The sequence below is a fragment of the Rhodanobacter sp. B05 genome, from assembly GCF_002001085.1.
In the GTDB taxonomy this organism is placed as follows: domain Bacteria; phylum Pseudomonadota; class Gammaproteobacteria; order Xanthomonadales; family Rhodanobacteraceae; genus Rhodanobacter.
The window spans coordinates 25,327-38,029 of sequence record NZ_MUNU01000006.1; the positions used below are offsets into that span (position 1 = coordinate 25,327).

At 65.2% G+C, this 12,703-nt stretch carries 14 protein-coding genes; 4 read left to right on the forward strand and 10 right to left on the reverse strand.

Annotated features, from left to right (window positions below; genetic code table 11):
- Positions 1-3 precede the first annotated feature (3 nt).
- Entirely contained in the window at positions 4-897 is an 894-nt protein-coding gene (gene phhA, locus B0E47_RS01540; protein ID WP_077511810.1) for a phenylalanine 4-monooxygenase, read from the reverse strand.
- Between the two features lie 133 nt (positions 898-1,030).
- Between phhA and B0E47_RS01545 the strand changes: the two genes are divergently transcribed.
- The 4 genes from B0E47_RS01545 (at position 1,031) to B0E47_RS01560 (ending at position 6,868) form a co-directional block, all read left to right on the forward strand.
- Positions 1,031-1,507, forward strand: coding sequence for an Lrp/AsnC family transcriptional regulator (locus B0E47_RS01545; RefSeq protein ID WP_077511812.1), 477 nt, complete (start codon positions 1,031-1,033; stop codon positions 1,505-1,507).
- Positions 1,508-1,577: 70 nt separating this feature from the next.
- Complete coding sequence (locus B0E47_RS01550; protein ID WP_077511814.1) at positions 1,578-2,378, forward strand: lysophospholipid acyltransferase family protein; 801 nt, start codon at positions 1,578-1,580, stop codon at positions 2,376-2,378.
- Positions 2,375-3,394, forward strand: coding sequence for an alpha/beta fold hydrolase (locus tag B0E47_RS01555; protein ID WP_077511816.1), 1,020 nt, complete (start codon positions 2,375-2,377; stop codon positions 3,392-3,394). Before B0E47_RS01550 ends, B0E47_RS01555 begins: the two co-directional genes overlap by 4 nt.
- Positions 3,395-3,478: 84 nt before the next feature.
- The gene (locus B0E47_RS01560) at positions 3,479-6,868 is read left to right on the forward strand and encodes a GH92 family glycosyl hydrolase (protein WP_077511818.1); all 3,390 of its coding nucleotides are present in this window, start codon (positions 3,479-3,481) and stop codon (positions 6,866-6,868) included.
- Between the two features lie 11 nt (positions 6,869-6,879).
- Here the strand turns inward: B0E47_RS01560 and B0E47_RS01565 are convergent, their stop codons facing one another.
- The 9 genes from B0E47_RS01565 to B0E47_RS01600 form a co-directional block, all read right to left on the reverse strand.
- Positions 6,880-7,494: a 2OG-Fe(II) oxygenase gene (locus B0E47_RS01565; protein ID WP_077511820.1), complete on the reverse strand. Its 615-nt coding sequence runs from the start codon at positions 7,492-7,494 to the stop codon at positions 6,880-6,882.
- A 29-nt stretch (positions 7,495-7,523) separates the two neighbouring features.
- A complete protein-coding gene (locus B0E47_RS01570) occupies positions 7,524-7,736 on the reverse strand; it encodes a DUF3820 family protein (RefSeq protein WP_077511822.1) in 213 nt (70 codons plus the stop codon).
- 7 nt (positions 7,737-7,743) lie between these two features.
- Complete coding sequence (locus B0E47_RS01575) at positions 7,744-8,166, reverse strand: VOC family protein (protein ID WP_077511824.1); 423 nt, start codon at positions 8,164-8,166, stop codon at positions 7,744-7,746.
- Between the two features lie 154 nt (positions 8,167-8,320).
- On the reverse strand, positions 8,321-8,959 hold the full coding sequence (locus tag B0E47_RS01580; RefSeq protein ID WP_077511826.1) for a hypothetical protein: 639 nt from the start codon (positions 8,957-8,959) through the stop codon (positions 8,321-8,323).
- Positions 8,960-9,481: 522 nt separating this feature from the next.
- A complete protein-coding gene (locus B0E47_RS01585; RefSeq protein ID WP_077511828.1) occupies positions 9,482-10,294 on the reverse strand; it encodes a class I SAM-dependent methyltransferase in 813 nt (270 codons plus the stop codon).
- Between the two features lie 136 nt (positions 10,295-10,430).
- The gene (locus B0E47_RS17115) at positions 10,431-10,607 is read right to left on the reverse strand and encodes a HepT-like ribonuclease domain-containing protein (RefSeq protein WP_217318876.1); all 177 of its coding nucleotides are present in this window, start codon (positions 10,605-10,607) and stop codon (positions 10,431-10,433) included.
- Positions 10,592-10,777: a hypothetical protein gene (locus tag B0E47_RS17120; protein WP_217318877.1), complete on the reverse strand. Its 186-nt coding sequence runs from the start codon at positions 10,775-10,777 to the stop codon at positions 10,592-10,594. The genes B0E47_RS17115 and B0E47_RS17120 overlap by 16 nt, the downstream gene beginning before the upstream one ends.
- Positions 10,774-11,070, reverse strand: a complete 297-nt coding sequence (locus tag B0E47_RS01595) for a nucleotidyltransferase family protein (RefSeq protein WP_217318878.1) — start codon at positions 11,068-11,070, stop codon at positions 10,774-10,776. The genes B0E47_RS17120 and B0E47_RS01595 overlap by 4 nt, the downstream gene beginning before the upstream one ends.
- A 63-nt stretch (positions 11,071-11,133) precedes the next feature.
- Positions 11,134-12,609, reverse strand: a complete 1,476-nt coding sequence (locus B0E47_RS01600) for an AAA family ATPase (RefSeq protein ID WP_077511830.1) — start codon at positions 12,607-12,609, stop codon at positions 11,134-11,136.
- Between the last annotated feature and the right edge of the window lie 94 nt (positions 12,610-12,703).

Here is a 12,703-nt window from a genome sequence, read left to right on the forward strand (position 1 = left end):
GCATCAGGTATCCGCGCCGCTCGCCCAGCCCACGCGATCACCACGGGTGAACACACGGTCATCCTCAAGCACGTCACCGGCCGCATGCGCGGGCAGCTCGTGCAGCTTCGCGTAGATCGGGGTGAAGTCCGGGCGGGTGGCCTCGAACAGCTGCTCGAAGTCCTCGATCACGAAATAGGTCTGCTGGTAGGTATCGATGCGGTAGCGCGTGCTCATCACGCGCTCGATGTCGAAGCCGATGCGGTTCGGCGAGGGTGAGTCCAGGCAATAGATCGACTCGCCCTTGGAGCTGACGATGCCGGCACCGTAGATGCGCATGCCTTCGTCGGTGTTCATCAGGCCGAACTCCACTGTGTACCAGTACAGGCGGGTCAGGTTCATCAGCGCTTCGGGGCCGATCGCGAACGCCTTCATGCCGCCGCGGCCGTAGGCCTGCATGTAGTCGGCGAACACCGGGTTGAGCAGCAGCGGCACGTGGCCGAACAGGTCGTGGAACAGATCCGGCTCGCTGAGGTAGTCGAGCTGGTCGGGCTTGCGGATCCACCAGCTCACCGGGAAACGCCGGTTGGCCAGGTGATCGAAGAACACCTCGTCCGGCAGCAGGCCTTCCACCGCGACGACCTCCCAGCCGGTGGCGGCCTTGAGCACTTCGTTGAGCTCGCTGAATTTCGGGATGCCGCCATCGCCCAGGCCGAAGCGCTCGACACCTTGCATGAATTCCTTGCAGGCACGCCCGGGCAGCAGTTCGCGCTGGCGCTTGAACAAGGTGTCCCACACCTCGTGGTCGGTCCTGCTGTAGCTGGCCCACGGCTGCTCGACCACGCCGGTGGCGTACACCGGCACGTAGCCGCGATCGGTCTGCTGATGCTCGACTTTGCGGGGCGTGGGGTCTGCCATGGCTTGCTCCGGGCGTGGGACTTCAAGCAGCTTAGAGCGAATCGCAGGCACGAAGATTGTTTTGTTGCAAAATCGGGGGCGCGATTTGCATTATTATTGCGTTACACGAATATTCGCAGAGTGATTATTGCGTATGCCGACCCTGGACCGTACCGACCTGCGCATCCTCGCCGTCCTCCAGGGCGAGGGGCGCATCAGCAACGCCGAGCTGGCCGAGCGGGTCAGCCTGTCGCCTTCGGCCTGTCTGCGCCGGCTGCAGCGGCTGGAGTCCGAGCGGATCGTCACCGGCTATGCGGCGCAGATCGATCCGCAGGCGGTGGGCCTGGGCCTGCAGGCCTTCGTGCGGGTCCAACTGAGCAAGCACGAGCGCGCGGCGGTCGAGGGTTTCGTTGAACGCGTCAACGGCTGGGATGAAGTCGTGGCCTGCCATGCCCTGACCGGCGACATGGATTATCTGCTGCATGTCTACGTGGCGGACCTGGAGGACTTCTCGCGTTTTCTGCTCGATCATCTGCTCAACGCGAGCGGCGTGGCCGACGTCAATTCCAGCTTCGTGCTGCGCACCGTGAAGCGTTCGCCGTCGCTGCCGCTGACCCAGCTGGAGCGGTGAGGATGGATGTGGATCCGTTCAGCGCGGGCATCGCCGCGGTGGGGTCGACTAACGCTAAACTAACTGACTGATGAGCATCGACACCGCCACCGTTGCCGAACGCGATTTGCTGCGCCCGCTGCGTTACCTGTGGCGGGTGCCGCTGCTGCTGGTGTACGCGGTGCTGGCGATTCTGCTGGCCGGGCTGGTGCTGAGCTGGAACCGACATCGCGTCATGCACCATGGCCACGAGCCGTTCGCGCACCGGCTGGTTCGCTGGTGGTCGACTGGGCTGATGCGCATCTTCGGCCTGCGTGCGGTGCGCGTCGGCCAGCCGCTGGCCGATCCGGTGCTGTTCGTCGCCAACCACACCTCATGGATCGATATCGAACTGCTGCACAGCCAGCGTGCCGCCTGCTTCGTGGCGAAGGCGGAGATCGCCGGCTGGCCGCTGGTCGGCTGGCTGGCCGCGAGCGGGGGCACCATCTTCCATCGCCGTGGCAGCAACCATTCGCTGGCGGCGGTGATGCAGGTAATGGTCGAGCGGCTGCGCGAAGGGCGTTCGGTGGCGGTATTTCCCGAAGGCGGCAGCGGCTACAACGGCGTGCTCAAGATATTCCATGCGCGCATCTTCCAGGCCGCGCTCGATGCCGAGGTGCCGGTGCAACCGGTGGCGCTGCGCTTTGCACGTGGCGGCAGGCGGATCGTGGATGCCGGCTTTCGCGAGGACGAGAGTTTCGTGGGCAATTTCCTGCGCCTGCTGGGCGAGCCGCGGATGGATGCCGAGGTGCATTTCCTGCCGCCGGTGCCGGCCAGTTCCGAGGGGCGTCGGCGCATGGCCGAACAATCGCGCGAACGCATCGCTGCGGCCCTGGCAGATCGCGCCGCATGAACCTGCCGCACGGAAAGGACTTCCGGCCGCCGCGGCTGCTGCGCAGCGGACATGTGCAGACGATGCTGTCCTCCAGCGGCGTGCGTCGCCTGCTGTTGCCGCGCGCGGCGAAGACGGTGCTGCAGGGCGCCGAGCCGGTGGTGGTCGATGGCGGCGGCGGCGTGCGCCTCACCGGGGCCTACACCGCGCAGCGCGTCGCGTCGACATCGCGTGGACTCGCCGTGCTGTTCCACGGCTGGGAAGGCAGCGTCGACTCCACCTACGTATTGCAGACCGGCAGCCGCCTGCTCGCCGACGGCTGGGACATCTTCCGGCTCAACTTCCGCGACCACGGCGACAGCCACGGGCTCAACGAGGCGCTGTTCCACTCCTGCCGCATCGACGAAGTGGTGCATGCGCTGGGTGACATCGCGCAGCGCTGGCCGATGCGGCCGATGGCGCTGGCCGGTTTTTCGCTGGGCGGCAACTTCGCCCTGCGCGCGGCGATCCAGACGTCGCGGGTGGGCATCCCGCTGGCCTACGTGCTGGCCGTATGCCCGATCATCGACCCGGCGGTGGGCCTGTTCTCGCTGGAAGAATCCGCGCCATGGTTCTACCAGGCCTACTTCATGCGCAAGTGGCGCCATTCGCTGCTGCTCAAGCAGCAGGCGTTCCCGCAACACCGCTATTTCGAGATGTCTGAGCTGAAGCAGCACCTGCGCGGCCTGACCGAGGCGCTGGTGCTGCGGCATACCGACTTCAAGTCGCTGCAGCAGTATCTGGACGGCTATTCGGTGGCTGGCGACGCGATGCAGGCGATGCAGATTCCGGCGACGATCCTTACCGCGAAGGACGACCCGGTGATCCCGGTCGGCAGTTTCGAGACGCTGGAGCTGCCGCCGAACGTGGAGCTGGACCTCGCGCCCTATGGCGGGCATTGCGGCTTCATCCGCGACTGGGGCATGACCAGTTACACCGACGACTACATCGCCGCACGCTTCAACGCGCTGGCCGAGGGGATGTCGCCGATCGGCTGAGTCGCCGCTCCGTCGGGATCAGATCGCGATACCGCGGCTTCGACGTGGCGCGTATCCTTTCCGCGGACCAACCAGGGCGAAGCCATGCATCAGTCAGGCAACACCGTGATCCCGCGTACGGACAGGCGATGGGCACTGATTTGCGGGCTCGCCTGCCTGCTGCTGCCCCTGCTTGCCGCCGCCACCCCGGAAACGACCTTCTTCCGCTCGTTCGAAGCGGTCGAACCGGCACCACCGACCTCGCCGGCGAATGCGCCGTTTGGCATTGACGTCGCCGGCGGTCCGAGCGCCGCTGCCGCACTCGATGCGAAGCCCGGCGTCGGTTTCAGCGGGTTGCAGTCGCTGCACTATCGCGGTGACGCCGGTGGCCGGCAGGCAGCCGATCTGTATACGGTGAACCTGCCGGTGCGGGCGGATACGCAACTGTCCTACCTGATCTTCCCCTGCTCCAACCCGGGTGATCTGCGCAATCCGGCCAACTACGTCGCGGTGGATCTGCAGTTCGACGACGGCAGCCACCTGTCCACCCGGGGTGCCGTCGACCAGCACCGGATCGGCATAGCGGCGCATGCCCAGGGCGAGGGTCGCACCCTGTATCCGGACCAGTGGAACTTGCTGTCGATCGATCTGGGCCCGGTCGCGGCCGGACGCACGATCAAGCGCATCGTGCTGATCCACGACGGTCCGGCGGCGCATTTCCAGGGCTATCTGGACGATTTGCGCATCGGTCCCGCGCCGGTCGATGCGCGCCAGCGTCCCAGCGACTTCGTGGATACCCGCCGTGGCAGCAATTCGAACGGTCGCTTCTCGCGCGGCAACACCTTCCCCGCCGTGGCGATGCCGCACGGGTTCAACCTCTGGACGCCGGTGACGGATGCCGGCTCCGACTGGATCTACCAGTACCAGCAGCGCAACGGCGCGGACAACCGGCCGCGCATCGAGGCCTTTGCGTTGTCGCACGAGCCCAGCCCGTGGATGGGCGATCGGCAGACCTTCCAGCTGATGCCGGCGTCGGTGGCCAGTGGCCCGCCGCACCTGCATCGCGCAGCGCGCGCACTCAGCTTCAGCCATGCGCATGAAGTCGCGCACGCACATCTGTACCGCGTCGCCTTCGACGACGGCATCGTCACCGAGGTCGCGCCCACCGACCATGCGGCGATGTTCCGCTTCACCTTCAAGGGCGGGCGCTCGCAACTGGTCTTCGACAATCGCAACGACCACGGCGGCATCGTGCTGGATCCCGCGTCGCGCAGCTTCAGTGGCTGGTCGGACGTGAAGAGCCGGCTTTCCGCCGGCGCCGGCCGCCTGTTCTTCTACGGCGTGGTCGATCGGGCGGTGACGCAGAGCGGCCGCCTGCACGGCGCGGGCCGCGATCAGGTCGCCGCCTGGTTCGGTTTCGACACCTCGAAAGACAGGGTGGTGAACCTGCGCATCGCCACCTCGCTGATCAGCCTGGCCCAGGCCAGGCACAACCTGGCGCTGGAGATCGCCCCCGACGAAAGTTTCGATAACGTGCGCGAGCGCGCCCAGCGGGCCTGGGACAAGCAGCTCGGCATCGTCAGCGTGCGCGGCGCCAGCCGCGACGAACTCACCACGCTCTACTCGAATCTCTATCGACTGTTCCTGTACCCGAACGAGGCGTACGAGAACACCGGCAGCGCGACGCAACCGGTCTACCGTTATGCCAGTCCGTTCTCCGCACCGACCGGAACGGACACGTCGACGCATACCGGCGCGCGGGTGCTTGCCGGCAAGCCTTACGTCAACAATGGCTTCTGGGATACCTATCGCACCGCGTGGCCGGCCTACACCCTGCTCGAACCGGAGCAGGCCGGCGCGATGATCGACGGATTCGTGCAGCAGTACCGCGACGGCGGCTGGATCGCGCGCTGGTCCTCGCCCGGCTACGCCGACCTGATGGTCGGCACCAGTGCCGACGTGGCGTTCGCCGATGCATGGCTGAAGGGTGTGCACAACTTCGACGTCCGCTCCTTCTACCAGGCCGCGCTGAAGGATGCCACCGTGGTCAGCCCGCTGGCGGGCACCGGTCGCAAGGGGCTCGCACGTTCGGTATTCAATGGCTATACCGACACGGCGACCAGCGAGGGCCTGTCGTGGTCGCTGGCCGGCTACCTCAACGATTTCGGCATCGGCAACCTGGCCGCGGCGCTGGCCGCGCAGCCTGCCGCGAACGATCCGTATGCGGCGCACTACGCTGACGACGCAGCGTACTTCCGCAACCGCGCGCTGGATTACGTCAGCCTGTTCGACCCCGCGGTCGGTTTCTTCGTCGGCCGCGATGCGGCCGGCCACTGGCGTGTCGACAAGGCGGGTTTCGATCCCCTGCGCTGGGGCGGCGACTACACCGAAACCAACGCCTGGAACATGGCCTTCGACGCGGTGCAGGATGGCGCCGGGCTGGGGGCGCTCTATGGCGGTCGCGCCGGCCTCGCGGCGAAACTCGACGCCTTCTTCGCCACGCCAGGCAACTTCCACGTCGGCAGTTACGGCGAACCGATCCACGAAATGCTGGAGGCACGCGATGTACGCATGGGCCAGTACGGCCACAGCAACCAGCCTTCGCACCACATCATCTACATGTACGATTTCGCCGGGCAGCCGTGGAAGGCGCAGGACAAGATCCGCGATGCGCTGTCGCGCCTGTACGTCGGCAGCGAGATCGGCCAGGGTTATCCCGGCGACGAGGACAACGGCGAGATGTCCGCCTGGTACCTGTTCAGCGCCGCCGGTTTTTATCCGCTGCGCATGGGCACGCCGGCCTACGTGATCGGCGCACCGTATTTCCCGCACATGGACATTGCTCTGGAGAACGGCAGGCACATCGTGATCGATGCGCCCGCGGTCAGCGACAGCAACCGCTACATCCAGAGCCTGCGCGTCAATGGCCAGCCGTGGAACCGACTGACCCTGCCGCACGCGCTGCTGGCGCAGGGTGCCACGCTGGATTTCACGATGGGGCCGAAACCTTCGGCCTGGGCCAGCGACGAAGCGGCGCTGCCGCCGTCACTCACCGCGCACGGCAATCCGCTGCCGCTGCGCGATCTCACCGATGGCGGTCACGGCGAAGTCAGCAGCTCGCCAGCGATCCCGCAGCTGGCGGCACTGTCCGACAACGACAGCCGTACCGAAGCCGCGCTGCCCGCGGCGCCGACCACGATCAGCTGGCACTTCGCGCAACCACGCGAAGTCACGATGCTTACGCTGACTTCCGGCGCCAGCGCCGCGGCGCCCTCGGACTGGCAGTTGCAGGCATCCAGCGATGGCAAGCACTGGCAGACGCTGGATGCGCGCCGGCACGAGCGCTTTGCGTGGCCGCAACAGACGCGCGCGTTTGCCGTGCATGCACCGGGCAAGCATGCGTATTACCGGCTGCGCCTCGATCCATCGGCCGGCACGGTGCCGACGGCACTGGCCGAAATCGAACTGCTCGGGCCCGACGCGGCGAGCCGGTAGACGTCGGCGTATCAGAACGTCGGCGCGAGCGCCCGCTGCCGCATCCAGCAGGCGATGCTCATGCGCTCGCGCCTGGCCGGCAGCACCTCGTGCTCGAACTGTGCCGAGAGAAACAGCAGCAAGGTGCCGGCATGCGGAAAGATGTCGTGCGACGAACCATTCGCCAGATACAGGCGCAGCGCGCCGCCGTCGGCCACGCGCCACGCCTCGTTGAGATAGAACACCGCCGACAGCACCCGCGCGTCGCTGTCGCGCAGGCGATCCAGATGACGCGTATAGCTGCCACCGGGCGGATACACCGCGTAATGCGATTCGCATTCGACCAGCCCAAGCATCAGCTCGCGGTTGAGCGTCACCCGCAGCGCGTCGAGGCGATCGACGAACACTTGCTGCGGCGCGCTCAGCGCATCGGCCTGGAACCAGTGCGTGCTGTCGCTGCGCAACGGTGTGGCCGTGCGCAAGCCGCCGACTCGTGCCGGCGTCAGCCGTTGCGCGTCGCGCAGCGCGCGGCAGTCATCGGCCAGCGCCCGCGTCTGCGCGGCCGAAAGGAAATCCGGCACCACACACCAGCCCTCGCCGGCCAGTGCGCTGGCAATGTCATGGAACGGCGTCGGAGGCGTATTCATGGGCCGCCAGTGTAACGACGCGCGCCCTGTCAGCGCTGGCGCAACGGATCGAGCAGCGACGACAGCCCGTTGTGATCCAGCTCCAGCATCAATGCCAGCAACTGGCCCAGCTCGCCTTTCGGAAAACCCTTGCGCGCGAACCATGCCAGATACGCGCCGGGCAGGTCGGCGATCAGCTGCCCCTGATACTTGCCGTACGGCATGCGCACGACCACCAGCTTCTTCAGATCAGCCGCTTCCATCGACGCGCTACTTCGCGAACAGCTGCGCGCGATCGGCGAACGCCTTGAACTCCAGCGCATTGCCGCAGGGATCGAGCAGGAACATCGTGGCCTGCTCGCCGGGCTGGCCCTTGAAGCGGATATGCGGCTCGATCACGAAACGCGTGCCGGCCGCCTGCAGCCGTTCGGCCAGCGCCTGCCAGGCGTCCATCTCCAGTACCAGGCCGAAGTGACGCACCGGCACGTTGTCGCCATCCACATCGTGCGCCGCCACCGCGCGTGTTTCCTCCGGCGCCAGATGCGCCACGATCTGGTGCCCGTGGAAATCGAAGTCCACCCAGCTGTCGCTGGAGCGGCCTTCGGGGCAGCCCAGCAGCTCGCCGTAGAACGCGCGGGCGTTGGTTAGCGAGGTCACGGGGAAGGCGAGATGGAAGAGTGGTAGTTCGGACATGATTGGATTGAGGGCGTGAAAGTGGGAGCTTCGCGGCGATTTAGGCTCGAGGTCAACGCAGCAAGCCACATAAACGGCTCTGACCTAGTTACTGCGTCCGCACCCGGACCGTTACTGGACTCGAATGGTGCGTTATCCGCTGACCGACGGCTATTCAGGACGCCCAAGAAAATATGATCCCATCACGCAACCCTTCGTCCAACATTTCGTGTGTGACATTCACATTCTCTGTCATCACCAATCGCCTTGGTTGTGACCGGTCCTTCAACGCTTCGGTCAACGCCTCATCGCTACCGATCCCGTAAGGTCTGCGATATGCCTGCATATATGTCTTCAATGCTATTCGAGATTTTTCTGGATCAATCAAAGCAGGATTTTTGCACCAATAGTCCACGCTAATCCCGCCGGACACCGGGAGACCATCCAAGGTTTGCTCATCGGTGTCGGGGATGAACACAACGAACCCGTCGGTCAATTGCTCCGAATAATCACAGGCATAACCGTCAATCATGAGACACCTACTTTCCGATTGCTCAGTGGCCTTCCGGCGTTTGTCATTTACTCGCCACCACAATTCCTCTTTGCTATACAACGTCAGACCTGCGCGTGAAGCAACCGTCACATCGATATCCCACCAGATTCGCGACAGGCGCTCCCACTTCTCCCCAGCTTCCTTCATGTGGCGCTTCATCTCACGCTTGCCCCACATTGTCAGCAGAAAAATGTGACTCTCCACATCAGCGCGAATACCTAGGATCTCGGCAATCCCCGTATGAATGGAGAGGTGACACATCTTGCATACGCATACGATCCGCGCGAGCCTTTGTTTGTGTGTTGTTTCGTCAAAGTCCCATCGTTCGTGGGCTTCCAAACGCTCGGAAGACCCACAAATTTCACACCGTCTGCCAGCCCGCGCGATGACATACTGACTAAGGGCTCGCCAATGAGAGGGTGGCGTCATCGCGCGTAGATTCACGAACCAAGCGGTTCTTGGTACAGGATCCACATAGAAATTGTTACCACCATACGATCGATCTTCTCCAGGAAGTTCATTCGCATAGCGTTCTAGATGGACGGCTCTTGTTCGCGCCATGAATGCTTACTCTTCATTAGATTTAGATCAGCAATTTATAGTGATCGCGGATGGATAGAGGTGCCGCATGGTGCTGCCTTCAAGGCGGCGACGAAACCATGCGAAGACAGCTGACCATGCGCGCCAGCTGTAGGAGCAATTGGGCCAGCTCTGAGACATTTATAAACACTCCGACGCGCCAGCCGAAATGACATGGCTCTCGTTCACATCAGTGCCGCATTCTCACGGCTTTACAAACCGCAACGTCATCCGGTCCGACTCGCCGATCGCCTTCATCTTCGCGTGCTCGCTGTCGGGGCCGGCCAGATCCGGCGGCAGGCGGTGCACGTTGATGTCTTCGGGATCGTTCGGGTTGGCATTGATCTCGGATACGCCGGCCACGCGGAAGCCGGTCTTGAGTGCGAGCGCGATCAGGTAATCCTCGGGCAGGCGATGCAGCGCCTTGGCGCTGTCCACGGCATCGGCGAACGGTCTGGCGCGGTGTTCGGTGACGCCGAACACGCCGCCGGGCTTGAGCACGTGGAACGCGGCCTGGAACACAGAGTCGAGGGTGGCCGGGCTGTGGTTGAGCCAGTCATGCGTGTTGCGGAAGGTGAGCACCATGTCGGCCGAGTTGTCGGCGCCTAGGTTCACCTGGTACGGCGGTGCGAACGGGACGAATTTCCCGATGTGTCCGTACACCGCCGGATCGGCCTTGAGCTTGGCGCTGAATTTTGCGGCCGTCGCCGGCGCGGCTTCGATCAGGTGGCCGTGCGCGTAGAGGAAGGGCGCGAGGATTTCGGTGTACCAGCCGCCACCGGGTGCCAGTTCGACCACCGTCATGTCCGGCCTGATGCCGAAGAATTGCAGGGTCTCGACCGGATGCCGGTACTGGTCGCGCGCCCGGTTGGCGGCCGAACGCCAGTGGCCGTTCACGGCCTGCTGCAGTGCCGTGGTGGTGCCCTCGGAGGCGCTGACAGGCGCGCCGCTGGCAACGGCCGGGGCCAGCAACGCCACGATTAATGGGACGAGCAGCTTGCAGGTGCGACGAAACATGGTTCGACCCTCCCGACGATAGGTGTTCAAGACTACGCCGAAACAGGGCGCCGAATCGGCACCGTCAACAGGCCGAGTGGCTTCCGGTTTCAACACCGCGGAGAAACCCGGGGTTTGGCACTAGTCCCGGGCTCGCTCAGCAGGCGAGCATGCTGCGGATGGCAGCTTCCAGAGGCGGCAGATGCTGCTGCACGATGGCCTGTACGGTCTGGGCGTCGATGTCGCCGAGATAGTTGTGCACAAGAATGTTGCGGAAGCCGCTGATCTGTTGCCGCGGGATCGCCGGGTAAGGCCGTTTCAGCTCATCCGGCAAACGTTGCGTGGCTTCCGACGTTGCGTGGCTTCCGACAAGGTCTGCAGGTTGCGCAGGGTGGCGTCGTGCAGCATCTCGTCCCGGGTCAGATCGCCACGCTGCTGGATGCGCCGGATTTTCTCGATGGCATCGAGGATATGTTGCGCATAGGCCTGCCATGCCTTGCTCACAGATCCACGGCCTCGCTCAGCACGCTGTCGCGCAGGTGGCGATTGAGTTCATGTTCGGGAATGAGGTCAAGGCGTCGGCCGGTGATTTCGGCCAGCCGTTCGGCGAGCGGCAGGCGCTGGGTGAACAAGTCGTAGCCGCGCGGAAAATCGACCAGAAAATCGATGTCGCTGTCCGGACGTTCCTCGCCGCGGGCCACCGAGCCGAACACGCGGATGCGCCGCGCGCCGTACTGACGGCATGCGGCGTGAATGGCCTCGCTTTGTACATGCAACTGGTCAAGCAGCATGGTCATGGCCCCGCGGTGGAATGGTGCGCCGCTAGTGTAGCCCGGCTTCACCTTGCGGGCAGCGCCAGTTCAATCCGCCGCCACGCACCGCTCCCGTGCCCACGCCCGCAGCGCTTCCACCTGTTCCCGCATCAGTAGCGACAGCGGCCGGGTCTGCTGCAGGGCATGCAGCAAGGCAGGTTGATCCGGTGGCGTACCGTTGCCGGCCGCGTCGTACAACGCGCTGACGATGGTCTGTTCGATCTCGGCGCCTGAGTAGCCGTCGCTGGCGGCGGCGAGTGCGCCAAGGTCGAACGTGGCGGGGTCGAGCTTGCGGCGGGCGAGGTGCATCGCGAAGATCTCGCTGCGCACGGAGGCCTGCGGCAGGTCGACGAAGAAGATCTCGTCGAAGCGGCCCTTGCGCAGCAGCTCGGCGGGCAGTTCGTTGACTGCATTCGCGGTGGCGACCACGAACACCTTGGCCTTGCGCTCGGCCATCCAGGTCAGCAGGTAGCCGAGCACGCGGCGCGACACGCCGCCGTCATCGCCGCCGCCGGCGAGGCCCTTCTCGATCTCGTCGATCCACAGCACGCACGGCGCCAGCAGCTCGGTGCTGGCCAGCGCCTCGCGCAGGTTCTTCTCGGTCTCGCCCTGATACTTGTTGTACAGCGTGCCGAAGTCCAGCCGCACCAGCGGCACGCCGAAGCCGCCGGCGATCGCCTTCGCCGCGAGGCTCTTGCCGCAACCCTGCACGCCGAGCAGCAGCACGCCGCGTGGCGGATCGAGCATCGGCGTGGCTTCGGGCGAGAGAAATACCGCGCGGCGGCGCTGCACCCATTCGCGCACGCGACTGACGCCGGCAATGTCGGCGAAGCTGGCGGTGGCGTATTCGTAGTGCAGCAGGCCGGAGCGGTTGAGCAGCTCGAACTTGGACTGCATCAGCACCGGCAGGTCACCGGGACCGAGCGCGCCGTCGGCGTAGATCAGCTTGCGCACGATGCGTCGGGCGTCGGGTGCCGACAGGCCGAGCAGGTTGCGCACGATGGTCCGCGCGGCATCGTTGTCCACTTCGATCCGGCGGCCCTGTTCGCGTTGCCAGCCGGCCGCCTCGCCGCGCAGGATGCCGGCCAGCTCCCTGATGTCCGGCAGCGACAGCGGGATGCGCAGGGCCAGTGCCTCCAGTTCCGCGGGCAACTCGACCCTGGCACCGACCAGCACGATGGTGTGCGCGGCGGAATGTTGCCGCTGCACGATCTCGCGCAGCTGGCGCAGGCTCATCGCGTAGCCCAGCAACGGGTGGAAATCGAACATCAGGTAGATGCCGGGTTCGCCCTGGGCGCGAATCGCGTGGAGCGTGGCCGTGGCATCCGGCGCCACCGCGCCATCGGTCTGGGCGAAATCGAGCCGGCTCAGGCCGTCGGTCAGCGACCAGCGCCACAGCGGGCGCAGCGCCTGCGCGATCACGTGGCGGAAGCACTCGATCACGCGCTGCTCGTCCACCGTCTCGATGACCAGCAGCGGCGTCGCTGCGCGCACCAGCGTGGTGAGGTCGTCCAGTTCGCTCATGCAACTCCCCTGTGAGGAGCGCCAGTTTACCGGGCCGCGCTGCTGCTGGCTTCACGCGGCCGGGTATACATTGGCGGCTCCATGACGAAGGAGC

Excerpts from the sequence above, each read along its gene's own strand:
- phhA (WP_077511810.1), bottom strand. The coding sequence starts at position 897 with ATGGCAGACCCCACGCCCCGCAAAGTCGAGCATCAGCAGACCGATCGC.
- B0E47_RS01545 (WP_077511812.1), top strand. The coding sequence starts at position 1,031 with ATGCCGACCCTGGACCGTACCGACCTGCGCATCCTCGCCGTCCTCCAG.
- B0E47_RS01550 (WP_077511814.1), top strand. The coding sequence starts at position 1,578 with ATGAGCATCGACACCGCCACCGTTGCCGAACGCGATTTGCTGCGCCCG.
- B0E47_RS01555 (WP_077511816.1), top strand. The coding sequence starts at position 2,375 with ATGAACCTGCCGCACGGAAAGGACTTCCGGCCGCCGCGGCTGCTGCGC.
- B0E47_RS01560 (WP_077511818.1), top strand. The coding sequence starts at position 3,479 with ATGCATCAGTCAGGCAACACCGTGATCCCGCGTACGGACAGGCGATGG.
- B0E47_RS01565 (WP_077511820.1), bottom strand. The coding sequence starts at position 7,494 with ATGAATACGCCTCCGACGCCGTTCCATGACATTGCCAGCGCACTGGCC.
- B0E47_RS01570 (WP_077511822.1), bottom strand. The coding sequence starts at position 7,736 with ATGGAAGCGGCTGATCTGAAGAAGCTGGTGGTCGTGCGCATGCCGTAC.
- B0E47_RS01575 (WP_077511824.1), bottom strand. The coding sequence starts at position 8,166 with ATGTCCGAACTACCACTCTTCCATCTCGCCTTCCCCGTGACCTCGCTA.
- B0E47_RS01580 (WP_077511826.1), bottom strand. The coding sequence starts at position 8,959 with ATGTGTCACCTCTCCATTCATACGGGGATTGCCGAGATCCTAGGTATT.
- B0E47_RS01585 (WP_077511828.1), bottom strand. The coding sequence starts at position 10,294 with ATGTTTCGTCGCACCTGCAAGCTGCTCGTCCCATTAATCGTGGCGTTG.
- B0E47_RS01595 (WP_217318878.1), bottom strand. The coding sequence starts at position 11,070 with ATGACCATGCTGCTTGACCAGTTGCATGTACAAAGCGAGGCCATTCAC.
- B0E47_RS01600 (WP_077511830.1), bottom strand. The coding sequence starts at position 12,609 with ATGAGCGAACTGGACGACCTCACCACGCTGGTGCGCGCAGCGACGCCG.